General features: G+C 64.5%; 15 protein-coding genes. 10 read left to right on the top strand and 5 right to left on the bottom strand.

Annotated features, from left to right (window positions below; all coding sequences use genetic code 11):
• Positions 1–4: 4 nt before the first annotated feature.
• The gene (locus D6M19_RS00870) at positions 5–2,668 is read right to left on the bottom strand and encodes an AAA family ATPase (RefSeq protein WP_164478275.1); all 2,664 of its coding nucleotides are present in this window, start codon (positions 2,666–2,668) and stop codon (positions 5–7) included.
• Positions 2,669–2,833: 165 nt separating this feature from the next.
• Here D6M19_RS00870 and D6M19_RS00865 point away from each other — a divergent pair, with 165 nt between their 5' ends.
• On the top strand, positions 2,834–3,739 hold the full coding sequence (locus D6M19_RS00865) for an alpha/beta hydrolase (protein ID WP_123023274.1): 906 nt from the start codon (positions 2,834–2,836) through the stop codon (positions 3,737–3,739).
• Here the strand turns inward: D6M19_RS00865 and D6M19_RS00860 are convergent.
• Positions 3,736–4,707 (bottom strand): NAD(P)H-dependent flavin oxidoreductase, encoded by a 972-nt coding sequence (locus D6M19_RS00860; RefSeq protein ID WP_123023273.1) that lies wholly within the window; start codon positions 4,705–4,707, stop codon positions 3,736–3,738. The two genes, D6M19_RS00865 and D6M19_RS00860, sit on opposite strands and share 4 nt — an antisense overlap.
• 73 nt (positions 4,708–4,780) lie before the next feature.
• Between D6M19_RS00860 and fabG the strand changes: the two genes are divergently transcribed.
• Positions 4,781–5,536 (top strand): 3-oxoacyl-ACP reductase FabG, encoded by a 756-nt coding sequence (gene fabG, locus D6M19_RS00855; RefSeq protein WP_123023272.1) that lies wholly within the window; start codon positions 4,781–4,783, stop codon positions 5,534–5,536.
• An 18-nt stretch (positions 5,537–5,554) separates the two neighbouring features.
• On the opposite strand, the gene D6M19_RS00850 is transcribed toward fabG, so the two are convergent.
• A complete protein-coding gene (locus D6M19_RS00850) occupies positions 5,555–6,808 on the bottom strand; it encodes a TetR/AcrR family transcriptional regulator (protein ID WP_123023271.1) in 1,254 nt (417 codons plus the stop codon).
• Positions 6,809–7,198: 390 nt separating this feature from the next.
• Between D6M19_RS00850 and D6M19_RS00845 the strand changes: the two genes are divergently transcribed.
• From D6M19_RS00845 to D6M19_RS00815, 7 genes are read left to right on the top strand one after another with little or no spacing between them, the layout of a single operon-like run.
• Positions 7,199–8,344: an FAS1-like dehydratase domain-containing protein gene (locus D6M19_RS00845; RefSeq protein WP_123023270.1), complete on the top strand. Its 1,146-nt coding sequence runs from the start codon at positions 7,199–7,201 to the stop codon at positions 8,342–8,344.
• Entirely contained in the window at positions 8,341–9,966 is a 1,626-nt protein-coding gene (locus tag D6M19_RS00840; protein WP_123023269.1) for a class I adenylate-forming enzyme family protein, read from the top strand. Before D6M19_RS00845 ends, D6M19_RS00840 begins: the two co-directional genes overlap by 4 nt.
• Positions 9,953–10,894 (top strand): SDR family NAD(P)-dependent oxidoreductase, encoded by a 942-nt coding sequence (locus tag D6M19_RS00835; RefSeq protein WP_123023268.1) that lies wholly within the window; start codon positions 9,953–9,955, stop codon positions 10,892–10,894. The genes D6M19_RS00840 and D6M19_RS00835 overlap by 14 nt, the downstream gene beginning before the upstream one ends.
• 50 nt (positions 10,895–10,944) lie before the next feature.
• Positions 10,945–11,778 (top strand): MaoC family dehydratase, encoded by an 834-nt coding sequence (locus tag D6M19_RS00830; protein WP_123023267.1) that lies wholly within the window; start codon positions 10,945–10,947, stop codon positions 11,776–11,778.
• 48 nt (positions 11,779–11,826) lie between these two features.
• Positions 11,827–12,234, top strand: coding sequence for a Zn-ribbon domain-containing OB-fold protein (locus tag D6M19_RS00825; protein WP_123023266.1), 408 nt, complete (start codon positions 11,827–11,829; stop codon positions 12,232–12,234).
• Positions 12,231–13,433 carry a thiolase family protein gene (locus D6M19_RS00820; protein WP_123023265.1) on the top strand — a complete coding sequence of 401 codons (1,203 nt, stop codon included), beginning with the start codon at positions 12,231–12,233 and terminating at the stop codon, positions 13,431–13,433. Before D6M19_RS00825 ends, D6M19_RS00820 begins: the two co-directional genes overlap by 4 nt.
• 2 nt (positions 13,434–13,435) lie before the next feature.
• Complete coding sequence (locus D6M19_RS00815; protein ID WP_123023264.1) at positions 13,436–14,581, top strand: acyl-CoA dehydrogenase family protein; 1,146 nt, start codon at positions 13,436–13,438, stop codon at positions 14,579–14,581.
• A 27-nt stretch (positions 14,582–14,608) separates the two neighbouring features.
• On the opposite strand, the gene D6M19_RS00810 is transcribed toward D6M19_RS00815, so the two are convergent.
• A complete protein-coding gene (locus tag D6M19_RS00810) occupies positions 14,609–16,159 on the bottom strand; it encodes a class I adenylate-forming enzyme family protein (protein ID WP_164478273.1) in 1,551 nt (516 codons plus the stop codon).
• Between the two features lie 251 nt (positions 16,160–16,410).
• On the opposite strand from D6M19_RS00810, the gene D6M19_RS00805 reads away from it, so the two are divergent.
• On the top strand, positions 16,411–17,532 hold the full coding sequence (locus tag D6M19_RS00805) for an LLM class flavin-dependent oxidoreductase (protein ID WP_123023262.1): 1,122 nt from the start codon (positions 16,411–16,413) through the stop codon (positions 17,530–17,532).
• 27 nt (positions 17,533–17,559) lie between these two features.
• On the opposite strand, the gene D6M19_RS00800 is transcribed toward D6M19_RS00805, so the two are convergent.
• Positions 17,560–18,189, bottom strand: coding sequence for a TetR/AcrR family transcriptional regulator (locus tag D6M19_RS00800; protein WP_123023261.1), 630 nt, complete (start codon positions 18,187–18,189; stop codon positions 17,560–17,562).
• Between the last annotated feature and the right edge of the window lie 118 nt (positions 18,190–18,307).

Below are 18,307 nucleotides of genomic sequence, written 5' to 3'. Positions count from 1 at the left end.
AGCCTCATAATGCGTTCTCGGCCAATGCCGCTGCCAGTTCGGAGCGCCCGCCGATGCATAGCTTTTCGTAGCTTCGCTGAAGCTGACCTTCGACTGTCCGCGTCGACAGACACAGCTTTTGGGCAATGCGCTTGTTGGACATTCCCGCAGCAGCCAGGTGCGCAGCATCGGCTTCGGCGGGCGTCAGCGCCACCCGCAACTGCGCGGTCTGCAGGGCGGGAGTCTTGGCTTTCGGGCACTCCTGACGTGACCTCGCCGCCAGTCGACGCAACAACGCCACTTGTTGCGTCGACGCGTTCCTGTTGCGGGCCGTGACGACGGCTTCGGTCGCGGCTTCGGCGGCAAGCAGGTGTGCTCCCATGGCGGCGAACGATTCCGCGACGGAATGCAGCTCCTGCCAATCCTTGGTCTCCAGCGCATGGATGTTGGCCAGTCGTGCCGCTACCAATCGCCCCTGGACGTGTTCGGCCACTCGAGCCGCGCGCCGGTGCACCCCCGCCGCGTGGCCGAGCCTTGCCAGCGTGTGCAGGCAGTCCAACGCACCGACACGGTCACCGATGCGCTCGCCGAGGGCCGCGCCTTCTTCGAGATCATGGCGCGCCAAAGACAAGTCGCCATTGGCGATGTTGGTCCAAGCCTGTGCGCGCAGCACTTCGACGGCGTAGTAGCTGCTCGGCAGCCGCAGCTTCTTGAGTTCCGCCAGCGCCGCGCCTGCGCCACCACCATCGCCGCCGAGGGCAAGCGCCATCACGAGGTCGACAAGGCTCTGCTCGCGCAGCGCCGGCCGGCCGAGGTCGCGGAACAACACGGCGGCTTCCCGCGCATATTTCAGGCACTCGTCGATGTTGCCGCGCTCGCCGACGGGCTTGGCCAACTGCCACGCGAAATACGCTTGCGCCTCGATCGATCCCTCGGTGACGGCCTCCGCATAGAGGTGGCGCGCCGTGGCGAGCGCACTGTCGAAGTCGCCCGAATATATCTGCGCCTCACCACGAAAGAACGTGTGCAACCACGGATAGTTGTCCACTGGGGTGGTCAGCGTCGACTGCGCGTCATGGCCCATGTCGGCGGCCTGGCGCGCCTCATCGAATTGTCCCAGTCGTCCGCAACTGGCCGCGGCCACCAGGCACGCCCACACCAGCGCGGGCCCTTGCGATGTCTCCAACAACGGCGCGGCGACCTGCGATGCGGCGGCCGGGCCGGTCGCGGCGAGGATCAATCCTGCACGCCTGGCCGTGATCTGATCCCGCAGAGCGCTCTCGAATGTGGCTTTCTCGGCGGCTTCGGCGATCTGGATCCCGTATGCGATACGTCCGCTGAACATCGCACATTCGAGACGCGCAAGGGCGATTCGGGTGCGCTGGTCATCGGTGGCGGCCGCCTCCGCCAATTGTGCAAGCGCGCTCTCCGCGTCGCTGCCTCGGCCTTGAAGGTATGCGAGTTGGCCACATAGCAGATCGGCTTCGAAGCCTGCGCCGTCTTCTGCGGCCGCTCGGGCAAGTCGCGCAGCCACTCCGAAGTCGTACGCCCACCGCGCGTGGTAAGCCGCCTTCAACATCATTTCCGGGCGCTTGAGCCCGCCCTCCAAACACCACGTCGCCGAACGGATGACATCATCTGCTCCCAGATCTCCGTCGTCTTGAGCGACATCGGCCAGCGCTCGTGCCAGGCGGCCGCGCCGAACCGCCGTGAGCTCGTGCAGCAGCGCGTCGGTGTACACGGGATGCGCGATCCGAATCAACAGCCTGCGGCCCTCGTGCCGGCTGACGACCAGCCCGCGATCCTCCAGCCACTCCGCGAGGTCGGCGCCTCCCTGTACGACGGCATTCACGTGTTTCAGTTGAAGCGGCTCGCCGTAGGCCAGGATGTCGAGCACATTGCGTTGCGCGGTCGTCAACTCGGCAAGGCGCGCCCCGATCAACTCGATCAGGCGGGCGGAAAGGGGAGCGCGGCCAGTCAGACGCCAGACGTTCTCGTCGAGCACCAACGTCGCCGACTTGAGTGCCCCACGCACGAGTTCGCGCAGGAACAGGATGTTGCCGCGGCTACGCACCGCGAACTGTTGGACGGCTGAGCTTTCGACGCCTCCGCCCAACACCGACGCGAGGATGTCCCCGACTTCCGCGTCGTCGAGCACCCCCACGTCGACACGGGCGACGTGGCCATCTTTGTAGAGCGACAGGATGGGATCGGGCACCGCGTCCCCGGTGCGCATGGTCGCCAGCAGCAGGCATGCGTTGGCGGTGACGGCCTGGTGGATGAAAGTCGCAGACACCGGATCGAGCAGTTGGATGTCGTCGACGAACATCACCGGCGGGCATTGGCCGCCGAGCGCGGCCAGTCGCCGAACCGTGCTGCGCATCCATTCCGCCCGCGCTGACACCGGCATCGGAAGCGGTTCGTCTTCGGCGAATATGACCCCGGCGAGGGCGCCGAAAGGAATCTCGGCGGCGGCGCGGGTGGCTGTTGCATGGATGGTCGGGAATCCACGCTGTCGGGCCGACTCGAGCAACTCGCCGGCCAACCGTGTCTTCCCGACGCCTGCGGTGCCGGCCAACAGGACGGGCCTGCGCTGGTCGAACAGCAGCGTCGCGAGTTGGGTGAGGAGTTCAACGCGACCGACAAAGGGCCATTGCTGATCACCGGGGGACGAGACGTTACGCGGCAATTGCACCCCTCTCGCCGTCGCAGGTAGGGCCGAATCTCAGCTCTATTGTAGTGAGCACCCTCACAAACATTGCGTATGGAACACAACGTAGGAACTACGCATGCTCTGGGGCGGCCCGGTTGGCAACCTGGGAAGCACCGTTGCGAACAAGGGAGTTGACCTGCAGTGACAGACGAAAAGCGGGACGCACTTGCGCTCTGGCAGGAGATGGTTGCGGCGATGGCGCCAGCGGATCCCGATCAGCCGTCCACGCCTGCGCAGATGCGACATGCGTATGACGAGTGGGCGCAGCGTTACTTTCCGGCACCGGACGACCTCGAGCTCGAGCCGGTCGACGCCGCGGGGGTCCCCGCGATCTGGGCCACGCGCGGCAGCACGTCCAAGAGAACGATTCTGTACTTTCACGGTGGCGGTTACATGCTCGCGTCCGCCAAGGGCTATGCGAGTACTGCGGCGGATCTCGCACGCGCTGCTGACTGCGATGTGCTGCTGGTCGACTACCGGCTGGCGCCCGAGAATCCCTTCCCGGCGGCTGTCGATGATGCGGTGGCTGCGTATCGCTGGTTGATCGCGGAGCACGAACCGCACACGGTGGTGGTGGCAGGCGATTCTGCCGGGGGTGGGCTCGTTGCGGCGCTGCTTGTCCACCTGCGTGATTGCGGAGACGCCCTGCCTGCCGCGGGCGTATGCATCTCGGCGTGGTTCGACCTGACGCTGTCTTCGGAGTCGATTACGACAACGGCGGCATTCGACCCCATCATGTCCGCGGAGATGCTGCAGGGGATGGCGGCGGCTTACCTTCAAGGTGCCCCTGCCGATTCAGCGTTGGCATCACCATTGCTCGCCGATTTGAAAGGCCTGCCGCCGCTGCTAGTCATGACCGGAACATGGGACTCTTTGACAGACGACTCTGCCCGGTTCGCCGCCGAGGCGAAGGGGGCAGGCGTCGAGGTCACGTTGAGTGTCTTCGACGAGATGTACCACTGCTGGCACATCATGACGCCCGTGCTGGAGGAGAGTCGCAGGGCGATCGCCGAGATCGGCGAATTCTGTCGTCAGCATGCGTACTAACTCAGCGGTCCCGCGGCCCGGTACTCGTGCTCGAGCCTGGCGACCAGCGCGCCGGCGCTGGTAATCGTGTGGACGGCGCTCACCGAATGGCCCGCACTGCGCAGGTCGATCCAACGCCTGGCCTCCGAGCCCGCGGCCGAACCGTAGAGCTCCTTGGATTGCGCGGGTGTCACCCGCTCGTCCAGGTCGGCCGGGTTCAAACCGGCGGCGGTGATGGAAGGCACCAGCATATTGGTCGGTAGGCCGGTGAAGGCCTTGGTCAGCAGGACCTCATCAAGGGAACTGTCGACGACCATCTGCTTGTAATCGGCTGAGGCTATCGACTCATGCGTGGCGATGAACGGCGTGCCGACGTAGGCGAGGTCGCAGCCAAGCGTCATGGCTGCGCGCAGAGCATGGCCGTCGCCGACGCCACCCGCGAGAACCAAAGGCCCAGTGAAGAATTCGCGAGCTGCCCGGACAAAGGCGAACGGATTGAGATGGCCTGATTGTCCGCCTGCCCCCGCGGTGAGCAGTATCAGTCCGTCGGCGCCTGCGGCAACCGCGCGGCGGGCGTGCTTCAACGTGCCGACGTCGGCGAAGACCAGGGTGCCGACGTCGTGAAGCGCCGCGACCACCGGTTCGGGAGAGCCGACGCTGGTGATCACCATCGGGGCCCGATGGTGCACCAGGATTTCCAGGTCCGCATCCAAGCGCGGCGAACGCATGATCAAGTTGGCCGCATACGGCGCGGTGCCGGCGGCGCGGGCGCTGATCATCGACAGCCATTCATCAAGCTGCGCGGTGGAATTCGCGTTCGCAGTCGGGAACGCACCAATGACCCCTTCGCGGCAGGCCGCGACGACCAGTTCGGGGCCCGACACCGTCAGCATCGGTGCGGCTATCACGGGGATGCGAAGCCGCGCCGCGATGGCGCGTGGAAGTCCCGGCACGAAGTCGCTCCATCCCGTCGTGGTTATTTGGGTCATCACTATATATATTAGTGGAAGGAGTCGGCGGCGCCCCGCCGACAGGAGGTCGACAGAAGGGAACGAACTGGCGATGTCGGTGAGCAGAGTGGCCGTCGTATCGGGTGGTGGACGTGGCATCGGCGCCGCGGTCGCCAAACGCCTTGCCGCCGATGGTCACGCGGTCGGTGTCCTCGATGTCGACGAAGAATGCTCCTGCGAAACCGTCGAGCACATTCGAGGGTCGGGTGGAGTCGCGATCGCGCTGGCCGCCGACGTCGCCGACGAAACGTCGGTGGCTGCTGCCTACAACCGATTGATTGCCGAGGTCGGCGCACCGACCGTGGTGGTCAACAACGCGGGCGTCACCAGAGATGCGTTGTTGCACAAAATGGCTCCCGCCGACTGGGACGACGTCATTCGCATTCATCTTCGAGGCGCGTTCCTGATGACCAAAGCCGCGCGCGAGCACATGGTCGCTGTGAAATGGGGCAGGGTGGTGAACATGTCGAGCGCTTCGGCCCTCGGCAACAACGGACAAGCCAACTACTCGGCCGCCAAGGCGGGGCTGCAAGGTTTCACCAAGACATTGGCGATCGAGCTCGGGCGCTTCGGCGTCACGGTCAATGCCGTGGCTCCTGGATTCATCGCAACACGTATGACCGAGGCGACCGCACATCGGCTCGGGTTGTCCTTCGAGGACTTCAAAGCCAAAGCGGCCGAGCAGATTCCCGTGCGTCGGGTCGGCGTACCCGAGGACATCGCACACACCGTGTCGTTTCTGGTCAGCGAAGGCGCCGGGTTCGTGTCGGGCCAGGTGATCTACGTCGCGGGCGGCCCCCGGGGTTGACCGGCGATGTGAAGGCGCTCACGCCGGCTGTTTGATACCGGTCGCGATCATCCGGGTCAGCTGGCTGGCCACCTCGAGCGTGTCCATCGGCGTACGGGTTAGCTCATGTCTGATGACGATGCCCAACTGGATGCCGAAGATCGCCCGCCACATCACTTCGGCGTTCACATCAGGAGGCGCCCACCCCGACAGCGGGATCGATGAGAGAGTCTCACTCAACGCGGGCTCGACCACCTGGCGGTAGAACCGCTTTCCGCGTTCCATCCGGGAGAAGACCGCGATCATGAACAGCGGAGCAAGTTCGTCGAGGATGGCGATTCCCTGCTCGTTTATCTCCAGCATCGTGGTCACGGCGTCGTCGCCACGGGTGGCGATCTCGCTGAGCTCGCGGGCCCAGCGCCGGACCAGCTCCGCGGCGGGATCCTCGATCGCCGTCTGATACAGCTCCTCCTTGCCGTCAAAGAGTCGGAACATGAAGGCTTCGGTGATGCCCGCGCGTTCGGCGATCTCCTTGGTCCGGGCCATCGCCATGCCGCGTTCGAGGAACACCTGCCTGGCGGCCAAGGCGACGTCGGTTTTGCGCTCCGCCGCGGTCATCCTGGCGCCGTGCTGACCGCCGGTGTCCGCCGACCGTGTCGACGAGGACTCGGCCCGCGTCGATGACTGCGGCTTCCTGGAGCGTGATCGGCGTTTCGTCCTCGGCAAACCGTCGCCGAACATGACGGTCAGCGTCCGTGCCACCACGTCAACCGGCAGCGCCGCAGTGGCGAAGATGGTGTCCAGCGACAACCCGAAGTGAAGGCCGAGCACGCCTTCGACGAGGACGTCGAGTTCCAGCGAGTCCACGTCGTAGCCGGTGACGTCGGTGATTACTCCGCTGATCGCCTGGGTGAACTTCGGCAGTACCACGTCGGAGTAGTAGGTGCGCCCCGCTTCTGGCACCGAGAACAAAGCGGCGGCCAGCAGCGGCGCCATCTCGACCATGTTCGCGTATAGCACGGCGTGGAAGCGTTCGAACAGCTTGCGCCGTGACTGACCGGCCTGTGACATCTCGGTGATGGCCGAGGCCAGACGATCGACAAGGTCGTCGAGCGGATCGGTCACCGCGGTCTGATAGATCTCGTTCTTGTTGGCGAAGCGGACGTACACCAGGTTCTCGGTGATGCCTGCCCGCTCGGCGATATCGCGGACACGGGTGCCTGCATAGCCGTAGTCGAGGAAGACCGATCTCGCCGCCGCGATGATCTGCGTGCGACGGTCCTCAGGCGACATGCGGCGGCGCTTCCGCGCTGCCTGACTTGGCGCCACGGCATTCTCCTATCCTCACGCCGCCCGAGGCGGGCAATTACCCGACCGCGTGGTGCGTAGCACGATGATATGACGATTTCGCGCGAGCACTGACTCCGGTACGGCGCGTCTACCTACTCGCGAGGGCTGTTTGGGCGTCAGTCATTTCGGAGCGACGGACCGCTTGAACTCGTAGCCCCGTCGGCACAAAGGACTGGCGCTGACGGCATCTCGGGTGGCCGACCGCAGTGTGGAGCGGCCCACATTTCTTGCCTTTCCTTTCATCCATGTGATAGCCCTATTATAGCTAGTACTAAACAAACGTGAGCGCCTTTCGGCGCCAGCTGCCCGCCCGCAATCGAGGAGGACTCTTCGGTGAGTCAGGACACAGACGTCAAGCCGGATGAACAGAGGTTCTCCCTGATCACCGAACGGGCCTTGGACAACCTGCGGTCGTTGATCGGTGTGAAGATCACCGAGACCGTGGAGCCCTGGTGTTATGAGGTGACTCGTGACAACGTGCGCCACTACGCGCACGGCATCGGCGACGACAACCCGCTTTGGTGCGATCCGGCGTATGCAGAAGCCTCCCCGCATCAGACGTTGCTAGCACCGCCGTCATTCTTGTTCGCGCTCAATCGGATCTACTCGGGGTACGTCGGTGGCCTGCCAGGTGTGCACGCCATGTGGTCCGGCGCGTCGACGAAGTGGCATCGATACCTGCGCCGTGGCGACGTGATCCACACCGAGGCCTACCTCAAGGATCTGGTGGAACACGAAACCGAGTTCGCGGGCAGGGCGATTCAGCAGATCTATCACGTGGACTTCTTCGTCGGCGACGAATGCGTCGCAGAGGCGGACTCCTGGTGCTTTCGCACCGAACGCGATACCGCGCGGGAGCGGGGCAAGTACAGCGCGGCCCGCGATCGCGAACCGAGGTATGGCTACCAGGAAATCGCCGACGTCGCGCAGGCCTACCGCGACGAGAATCCCCGAGGCGCAGTTCCGCTCTACATCGACGAGGTCGCCGTCGGTGACCCACTGCCCGTCATGGTCAAAGGGCCGATGACGGTGACGGGCTTCATCGCCTTCGCGCAAGGCTGGGGTGGGCTCTACATCCGGGCTAACCGGTTGGCGCACAACCAACTCGAAAAGCACCCCAATCTGGGGATCCCCGACCGGTTCGGCATCCCTGACGTTCCCGAACGAGTGCACTGGGACGACGATCTCGCGCGTCTGGTCGGCACACCGCGCGCCTACGACTACGGACCCGAGCGTGCCTCGTGGCTGACTCACCACATCACCGACTGGATCGGAGACCACGGGTTCCTCGTGGAACACAGCTCGCAGATCCGTCGGCACAACCCGACCGGCGACATCGTGAGCATCGCCGGGCTCGTGACCGCCGTCGACGCCGAGGCCGGTCTGGTGACCGTCGAACAGACGGCCCGACAGCAGGATGGTGAACTCTCCGCGAAGGGGTCGGCCGTGGTTCGTCTGCCCATCCGACCCGCACCATGACCCTGGGCTCTGTCGCTGACCACCGTTGGGGCAGCGAGGTCTTCGACACCGGCGCAGGCCTGCGCTATGCCCACCGGCCCGAATGCGTCGCAGATCTGCTGGCCGATTTCGCGCGGTGGGGACAGCGAACGGTACTGGTCGCAGGCGAGCGACGGATCACGTTCGCCGAGCACCTTGCCGATATCGACGAGGTCGCCGCTGAGCTGAGACGACGGGGCATGACAGCGGGCGACCGGATCGTTCTGCTGGCAGGCAACTCACCCGAATGGGTCACCGCGTACTGGGCAATCGTCAAGATCGGAGGTGTCGTCGTCTTCGCTAACGCCTGGTGGAGCGACGAGGAAGTGCATGACACGTTGGGCAGGGTTCGACCGGCACTCGTCGTGGCCGACGACATCTGGTGTGCCAAGCCGTCGCTTCGCGACTACCCGACGCTCACGATCTCCGACGTGAGGATCCTGGTGGACCGCGCCCCGCAGGCGATCGCCGAATCGCTATGCGTGCGGACTGAATCCGACCCGGCCGCAATCTTCTTCACCTCCGGCACCGAAGGCGCGCCGAAGGGAGTCATTCTCAGCCAGGGCGCGGTCGTGGCCAACATCCAGAACGTCCTGGTGCGCACGCGTCGTCTGCCAAACCGGCTCTCCGACGACCATCCGGGCACGGTGAGCCTGATGTGTCTGCCGTTGTTCCATATCGGTGGGTTCCAGACGCTGGTGTCGGCACAATTGTCCGGGGGCCGGCTCCTGTTCCTGGAAGGCCGGTTTGACGCGCAAGAAGTGCTCGGCCTGATCGAACGCGAACAGGTGAGATTCTTCGGCGGAGTGCCGACGATGATCGCCCGCGTCCTCGACAGCCCACGACTGCACGACTACGACACATCCAGTGTCGTGTCGGTGGCAATGGGCGGTTCGCTTGTCGTGCCCGAGTTGGCGGAGAAGATCGCCCGCGGACTTCCCTCGGCGCGCCGCAGCATCAGCAGCATCTACGGACAGACCGAGTCCGGCGGAGCGTTGACCTCGGCGGGCGGAACCGACCTGCTCGACAAGCCGGGCTGCGTGGGAAAGCCGCTACCCACCTCCGAGATCATGATCGCCGACCCGGATGCCGACGGGGTGGGCGAGGTACTGGCTCGGGCGCCGACCCTGATGGCAGGCTTCGTCGGCGAGGACGTCGCCGCCAATCCGATCGACGACCAAGGTTGGTTGCACACAGGCGATCTCGGTTACCTCGACGATGAAGGCTACCTCTACATCGTCGGTCGGTCGCGCGACATCATCATCCGTGGCGGTGAGAACATCGCGCCAGGCCACGTCGAGGACAGGCTTCTGCGCCACCCGGCCGTTCGCGACGTCGCGGTCGTCGCCCTGCCACATCCCACTCTCGGTGAAGAAGTCGGAGCCGTGGTCGTCACGGACACGGGCGCCGAAATCGACACGGCCGAACTGAAGGCTTTCGCCGCAGCCGCACTGGCCCACTTCGAGGTTCCGTCCCGATGGTGGGTCACCGAATTGCCGTTGCCGCTCAACGGCGCCGGCAAGGTCGTGAAACGCGAACTGATCCAGCGATGGGTCGACACCAACCCAGACACCAGAAGGGAAGTAGGGCATGGCGCATCTTGAGGGCAGGGTGGCGATAGTCACCGGCGGCGGCCGGGGTATCGGCAGGGGCGAAGCCCTTGCCCTGGCCGACCAGGGCGCCAAGGTCGTCGTCAACGATCTGGGCGGCGCATGGGATGGCAAGGGCGCCGACCAACGGCCCGCAGCGGCGGTCGCCGAAGAGATTGTCGCGCAAGGTGGTGAAGCGGTCGCCAACTTCGACGATGTCACCAATCCCGATGGCGCGGACCGCTTGGTCGGTCAGACCATAGAAGCATTCGGCCGGCTCGACATCCTCGTCAACAACGCTGGAATCCTGCGTGACGGAATGGTATTCAGCATCGATCCGCAAGACTGGTCGAACGTGATCAACATGCACCTCATGGGCCACTTCTTGCCTACCCGCGCGGCGTCTCGCCATTGGCGGGCAGAGACCAAGGCAGGCAACACCGGGCATCGCGCGATCATCAACACGACAAGCGAGTCGGGTCTGTTCGGCAATGCGGGTCAGTCGAACTACGACGCCGCCAAGATGGGAATCGTGGCGTTCACGGTCGCGGTCGCGCGAGAGACGGCGAAATACGGGGTGACCGTCAACGCCGTCGCCCCACGGGCCCGCACCCGGCTGACCACCACCACCTTCGAGAATTCCGACCGTGCAGGCGAGTTCGCAACGGGGGAGCGGCCGTTCGACGCCATGGACCCCGACAACATCGCGCCGTTCGTCACGTTCCTGGCGACCGATCTGGCGGCCGACATCACCGCGCAGACCTTCATCGTGTGCGGCGGAGCCGTCGCCCACGTCAAGCTCCCCCAAGTCAGCGACATCGTCTTCAAACACGGCAAGTGGACAATCGACGAACTCGCCGAGCGGCGGGAGGAGCTGTTCAAGAATCTGGGGCCCGATGTTTACGAAGGCCCGCGCGGCTATGCGCGGCTGCCCAAACAATGACCTGCTGATACGCACCGGCATTCTGTCAATCCGTCAACCGAGAGGTCATCATGACGCTCAACCACGATGCCGTCGGCATTGCCACCGACGCTGTCCAAGTCACCTGGACGACAAAGGATTCGATGCTCTACGCACTGGGCTTGGGGTGTGGTGTCGACGACCTACAATTCACGACGGACAACTCCCGCGACATCACTTTGCAGGCGGTGCCTTCGATGCCGGTGGTGCTGGCCCGAACGCCGATCCTCACGATGATCGGCAAGCTCGACTGGACCAAAATCGTTCATGCATCACAACGGGTGTCGCTGCACCAGCCGCTGAAGCCGGCCGGATCCGCCAACAACATCGCCGAGGTGACCGGCATATACGACAAGGGCAAAGCCGCGATCGTCGTCACCGAGACAGTCGGCCGCGACGCGGCGACCGACGAGAAGCTCTGGACCTCGACCATGGCGATCTACATCGTCGGCGCAGGCGGATGGGGTGGCGACAAGGGACCGTCGCTGCGGCCGACACCTCCAGCGGGTGAACCGGACAAGTCGATCACCATCGACACATTCACAAACCAGGCGCTGATCTATCGCCTCTCCGGCGACCGCAACCCACTTCACTCCGATCCGTCGTTCGCCCGAGCCGCCGGCTTCGATCGGCCGATCCTGCACGGTCTGTGCACATTTGGCATGTCGACGCGCGTGCTCGTCGACGTCGCCGCCGACGGGGACGCCTCTCGTATCGCCTCGATTTCCGGCTCGTTCGCCAAGCCCGTCTTCCCCGGCGATCCGCTCACCGTCGACGTCTGGCGGATCGACGGCGGCCAGACGGCATTTCGCACCCGGGTGAACGACACAGAGGTAATCACGGGTGGTACCTGCGCACTCGCGTGACGCGAGTGCGCGCGGGTACCCACTTTTGAAGGGAGAAGCAAGGAAAGCATGGGCGGACAGATCCCCATCGTCGACTACCTGGTGCTCGACGAACCGGCGCACCTACGCGCACACTGCTGCGAAAAATGCCGGGCTTTGTACTTCGATCGGCGTAACGCATGCGCTTCGTGTGGATCGGCCACGTTTGGATGGCGCGACCTCGCGAACTCCGGAGAGCTGCGCGCCTACACCATCGTCCACCGCGCATCGCCCAAGGTGCCGACCCCGTATGTATCGGTCGTGGTCGACCTCGACGGCGGCGGCACGGTCAAGGCGAACCTCGTGGATGTGGAGCCCAACCCCGTCGCGATCGAGGAGGTTCGCAGGGTCGAACTCACGACGTGGGTGGTCGACACCGACGACGACGGTGTCGAGGCCGTGGCATTCGGATACCGGCAGAAAGGAGTTGGGCAATGAGTTCTGGTGACGTGTGGATCGTCGGTGCGGCCATGACCAAGATCGGCCGCTATCCGGACAAGGATGTGATCGACCTGGCTAGCGAAGCAACGCGCAACGCGCTCGGCGACGCTTCGCTCGACATCTCACAGGTGCAGATGCTGGCGTGCGGCAACGCCTACGAGTCGAATACCGGCGTCGCCCAACGGTTACAGAAGCAGATTGGCCAAACCGGCATACCGGCGTACAACGTCTTCAACGCGTGCGCCACAGGCGCGTCGGCCGTACGGCTGGTCATCATGGCCATCAAGGCAGGTGAATGCGACGTCGCACTTGCCGTCGGTGCGGAGCAAATGGGCAAAATGGGTCTGCTTGGCGGCAAACCGAAGAACGGCGACCGGAAGTCGTTCGCGCCAAGGGGCAGATATGGCGGTGTGCTGCCCAGCGAAGGACTGCTGGGCACCGGGCTGATGCCCGGCGTCTTCGCACAGGCCGGGATGGATTACGCGCTGCGCCACGGTGTGACCCGGGAGCAGTTCGCGATGGTGGCCGTGAAGAATCACCGCAACTCCGTACACAACCCCTACGCGCAGTACCGAAAGGAGTTCTCCCTCGAGGAGGTGCTGGCCGCCGAGGTGATCGCCTACCCGAACACGCTGCCGATGTGCTGCCCGACCGGTGACGGCGCCGCCGCGGTGCTGGTGGTCTCCGATCGCCGGTTGGCGACACTGGATCCCGATGTACGGCGCCGGGCGGTGAAGGTCTCGGCATCCGTGCTGACGACAGATCCCTGGACCGACACCGGCCAGGTGCAACCCGATATCAACACCCTCACCCGCAATGCCGCTTCGCAGGCGTATGAGGCGGCAGGTATCGGACCCGACGAGTTGAGCCTGGTGGAGCTTCACGACTGTTTCGCGACAGCTGAACTACTGCACTACGACAATCTGGCGTTGTGCGGGCCAGGCGCGGCAGGCGAATTCGTCAGCTCGGGCGGCCCCGAGAGGTCCGGTCAGATCCCTGTCAACGTGTCGGGCGGCCTGCTGTCCAAGGGCCATCCGATCGGTGCCACTGGCGTGGCCGGCCTCTACGAAATCGCTACACACCTGCGCGGCGAAGCGGGCGACCGTCAGGTCCAGGGTGCGACGGTGGGCCTGGCGCACGTCATCGGCCTTGGTTCGACGTGCGGTGTTCATATCCTCGAGAAGGGCGCCGCATAGGTGTGAAGCGCACACTCTTCAGCCGTGAACACGACGCCTTCCGCGCGATGATTCGCGCATTCCTCCAGCGTGAAGTCGTCCCGGTATTTCCCGACTGGCTGCAGGGCAAGCTGGTGCCCAGGGACTTCTTCGTGCGCCTGGCGGACCTCGGTGTCCTCGGTATGAACATCCCGGTCGAATACGGCGGGTCGGGTGAGGCGGGATACCTCTACAGCGTCGTCCTGCACGAGGAGGTCGCGCGGGCGATGGTCCACCTCGGACCGCTGCGCTGCCATCTCGACGTGGTGATGCCGTACTTCCTCACCTATAGCAACGCCGAGCAGCGCAGCCGATGGCTACCCAGGTGCGCCGCCGGTGCGATGTTGACCGCGATCGCCATGACCGAACCGGATACCGGCTCCGATCTCGGCGGCATCAAGACGGTGGCGGTGCGTGACGGCGACGACTACGTCGTCACCGGCGCGAAGACGTTCATCACCGGCGGCATCCTGGCCGACGCTGTGATCGTCGTGGCTCGGACCTCGAACACCGAGGATCGCAGGAAGGGGCTCTCACTGCTTGTCGTCGAGGCCGGGATGCCCGGTTTCACCAAGGGGGCGAACCTGAACAAGATCGGCCTGCCCGTGCAGGACACCGCCGAGTTGGCGTTCGACCAAGTGAGGGTGCCCAAGGCGAACCTGCTGGGGTGTGAGGGGGAGGCCTTCACCTACCTCACGCACAACCTGGCCGGTGAACGACTTGGCGTCGCACTCAACGCGGTCTCGTCGGCGCAGGCGGCTCTTGATGCGACGCTCGACTATGTCGGGCACCGCCGCGTCTTCGGAAAGGAGCTCAGCACCTTCCAGAACACCAAGTTCGAACTCGCGGCGGTCGCGACCGAAATCGCTGCGGGACAGGCAATGTTCGATGCCGCGGCGCTCGCGCACGAACACCGGGAACTGGATCCGGTCGACGCCGCGAAGGTCAAGCTCTTCTGTTCCGAGGTGCAGACCCGCGCGGTCGACCGCTGTCTGCAACTCTTCGGTGGGTACGGATACATACTCGACTACCCGATCGCGCGGCTGTTCGCCGATGCGCGGGTGACCCGAATCTACGGCGGTACAAGTGAAGTCATGAAGTCGATCATCGGCAAGTCGCTCGGTCTGTGAAGCCGGTGATCGGCGTGGACGCCCGGTTCACACGATGGTCCGCTCGCGGTGCTCCCAATAGCGGGCTCGTAACTCGCGTTTGAGGACCTTGCCCACCGGGCTGCGGGGAAGGCCGGCGACGAACTCAATGCTCTTGGGTGCCTTGACCGGACCCACCAATTGCTTGCAGCGCTGAATCAGCGTGATTTCGGTGAGTGTTGCTTCGGGCCGGAGTTCCACGCAGGCGTGCACGGACTCTCCCCATTCGTCGCTCGGAATACCGATGACCGCACAATCGGCAACGTCGGGGTGGCTCAGGATCGCCTGTTCGACCTCGAAGGGAAAAACGTTGAAGCCGCCGGAGATCACGACGTCCCTGAGCCGGTCGGTGATGAAGACATACCCGTCCTCGTCGCGTCGGCCGATGTCTCCGGTGTGGTGCCAACCATGGCGTTGCACCTCTTCGGTGGCGCCGGGATCGTCGAGGTAGCGCACCATCGTCGTCGGTCCGCGCAGCACGATCTCGCCCGTTACCCCCGGGGGGAGGACCGCGCCGTCGGGATTCATCGTCTCGATCGTGGTGCAGATGAAAGTCGGCCTGCCGCAGGACAGTAGCCGTTCGTCGTCTCCAGACTGCACGGCCCTCGCGACTTCCGTCGGCGACATCCAGGTCAGCGGGAAGCCGGCCTCGGTCTGCCCGTATGCCTGTGCTACGACGGGGCCGAGGGCGTCGACTGCCTGGCTGATCCGGTCCGGTGCGATCGGAGCACCCGCGGAGATCACGTATCTCAGGGACGACAGATCGTGGCGCTGGAGGTCCGGGTGAGACAGCAGACGGTATATCAGTGTCGGCGGCAGGAACACCGTCGTCACCCGGTCTTGCTCGATGCGCTTGATGACGTCGTCCACCTTCGGTGTTGCCAGGCAGACGGTGGTGCCGCCGAATTGCAGCTGCGCGAGGGCGATCATGCCGCCGGCGTGGGTGATCGGTGCGACGGCGAGGTTCACTGGCGGCTCGTCGAAGTGCCAGCAGGTCGCCCAAGCCAATGTCGACATCAGCAAGAATGTGTGCGTCGCCTGCGTGATCTTCGGTTGTCCGGTGGTACCTCCGGTGACTCCCTGGCAGCCAAGGGCGTCACCGGGAATGACCAGATCCAGGTGTGCTTCGGAGTGCTCCTGTGACCACTGCGTCAGCGACGGGTAGTCGGTATCAGGTGAATCGATGCACAGCAGCCGCGTGATACTCGGGATCGCTTCGGCGTAAGCCGTCGCCTTGTCGGCGACCGAGGAATGAAACAACAGCACCCGGCATCCGCCGCGCCTCAGCAGCGAAGCGGTGACTTCGAAGGGAGCGCTCAGGGTGACGTTGCACCAGGCGCCTCCGGCCCGCATGGCGCCAAGCAGCGCCACCAGCGCTCGCGAATCGTTCGGGCTGATCACGGCGAACTGTGCGCCCACGGTGAAGCCGTCGGCGATCAGCGCCCGCGCCAGCCTGTTAGCCGCCGCGTCTGCCGCGGAAAAGGTGATGTCTCCGCCATCACCCCCAAAGCCGCGGCGGTGAGGCCAGCAGCGTGCTGCGGTAGCCAGGTGATCGGTCACATGCACGGCGCAAGATCCAGCCGGACAGTCGGATTACGCATGTGTTGCTCAACGCTCACCGCACATACTCAACATCACAGGGGATGGGGGCAGAAGCGTAGTCACTACGCTGCGCCCATCGATTGCGGACCTGATCAGCCGGGTCGACGGCGCGGCACAGACGCGGCGTAGCGACTACGCATGCCATCCCCGTCCCGGCGTGGTGCTGTTCTCTCAGTGCAGTTCACCGTCGAGACAGGAGCCAACCAAGAATGAAGTACGGAATGTTGTGGGAGATGCAGCTCGGGCCGCGACCGTGGGCGGAAAATGCTGAGTTTAGGCACTATTGGGACGCCATCGAGCAGGCAAAGCTGGCCGAGAAGGTGGGTTTCGACTATCTCTGGCACGTCGAGCATCATTTCCTGACCGAGTACTCGCACGGTTCGTCACCCGAAGTCTGGCTCTCGGCCGTCGCTCAGCACACCGAACGCATCCGGATCGGTCACGGAGTTGTGCTGTTGCCGCCGAAGTTCAACCCGCCTTTTCATGTTGCCGAGCGGATCGCTGCGCTCGACATAATGTCCAACGGGCGAGTGGAGTTCGGCACTGGGCGTGCCGCGACGGCAAGCGAGCTGGAGGCGTTCGGGATCGAACCCGCGGACGCACGAGGGATGTGGCTCGAGGCACTCAACGAGATACCGAAGATGTGGCGGGACGAACCCTATCCGGGTGTCGAAGGCACATACATCAACCTGCCGTCGCGAGAGGTCTGGCCCAAGCCCGTACAGCGGCCGGGGCCGCCCATGTGGATGGCCGCCAGCAGCCCGGAAAGTTTCGAGATTGCCGGCCGCAACGGCTTGGGTGTGTTGGCGTTCATCATCGGGCACGCCGAAAAGCTGGCACCGCTCATCGAGGTGTATCGCGACGCGATCAGACAATGTCCCAAGCCGCCGGAGGAGATCAACAACCAGATTGCCGCGTATGTGTTGACGCATTGCGCCGATTCACGTGAGGAGGCGCGTGCCGTGGGTGGGCCCGCCGTCGAGTGGTACAGCGAAAACGTGTTCAAGCTGTTCTCCACGGTATCTGGAAAGCCGGGATACGAGATCTACGCCAAGATGCTCCCGGAAGACGCCGCAGACATCGAGCGCCTCGTGGAGAAGTACGGCAATCCGATCGATGCCTTGATCGACTTGGGCGTCATCAGCGTGGGTGATCCCGATGAGTGCCTCGACACGATCAATTCCTTTGCCGCGCTGGATGTCGACCAGGTGATCACCAGTCATGCGATCGGCGGCATTCCACACGACAAGGTGATGCGGTCCATCGAACTGTTCGGGTCACAGGTCATCCCAAGGGTTCTGTCCTCGGAATCTGTGACTGCGAACCTGTGACTGCATGGTGATGAGTCGGGTCGGGCCTCAGTCGCCGCGGTGTAGGAAGCCGTGCAGTGTCGCCTGGACGAGTTCGTCAACAATCGCGTCTCGTGAGGGCGGCTTGGTCCCGAAGAAGCTTGACCGCAGCGCGACCATGCCGACGATCATCGCCATCGTCGAATGGGCGGGCAGGTCTGGTTGGTTCGATTGCAGGCCACGCAATTTCATGCCTTCGACGCTGATCTGACCCAGCACCTTGAGCGCGCGCCTGATGTCGGCGATGCCCGCGTCGGCGATCTCCTCATCGCTGAAGCCCTCTGCCGCGACCAGGGTGAGCAGCAGACCGCGATGCTCGACGACGACGTCGTAGACCTGTTCGACGAAGTGGCGCGCCAGTTCGTCTTCGTCGGTGCTGTCGGGGTCGATCGTCTGCCAGGTCCTGGCGAACTCGTCGACGATGCTCGTGAACGGGAGAACCAGCGCCTCTCGGAACAGGCCTGCCTTGGAGCCGAAATGGCGAAAGAGGAGGTATTCGGTGACGCCTGCGCTCTCGGCGATCTCACGCGTTGTGGTGCTGCGATAGTCCTTGCGCGCGAACAGCTCGCGGGCGGCATCCAGCAGAAGTCTGCGCGGCTCGCCTGCGGGCCGGCGGCCAGCCTGAGCCGACGTCTTCACAGCGCTCCACGATAGACGGCCTTGACCAACCCCCTTTAATAGTGTCCACTATTAACGATCCGACGAACGCCGCGGAAGGGGCTGGTTGTGGGCCAACTCATCATGCTCGGCACGCTGT

Origin of the sequence: Mycolicibacterium stellerae, assembly GCF_003719305.1 — a bacterium.
Lineage (GTDB): Bacteria > Actinomycetota > Actinomycetes > Mycobacteriales > Mycobacteriaceae > Mycobacterium > Mycobacterium stellerae.
Note: the sequence above shows the minus strand (reverse complement) of the source record. Positions and strands in the feature narration are given on the sequence as shown.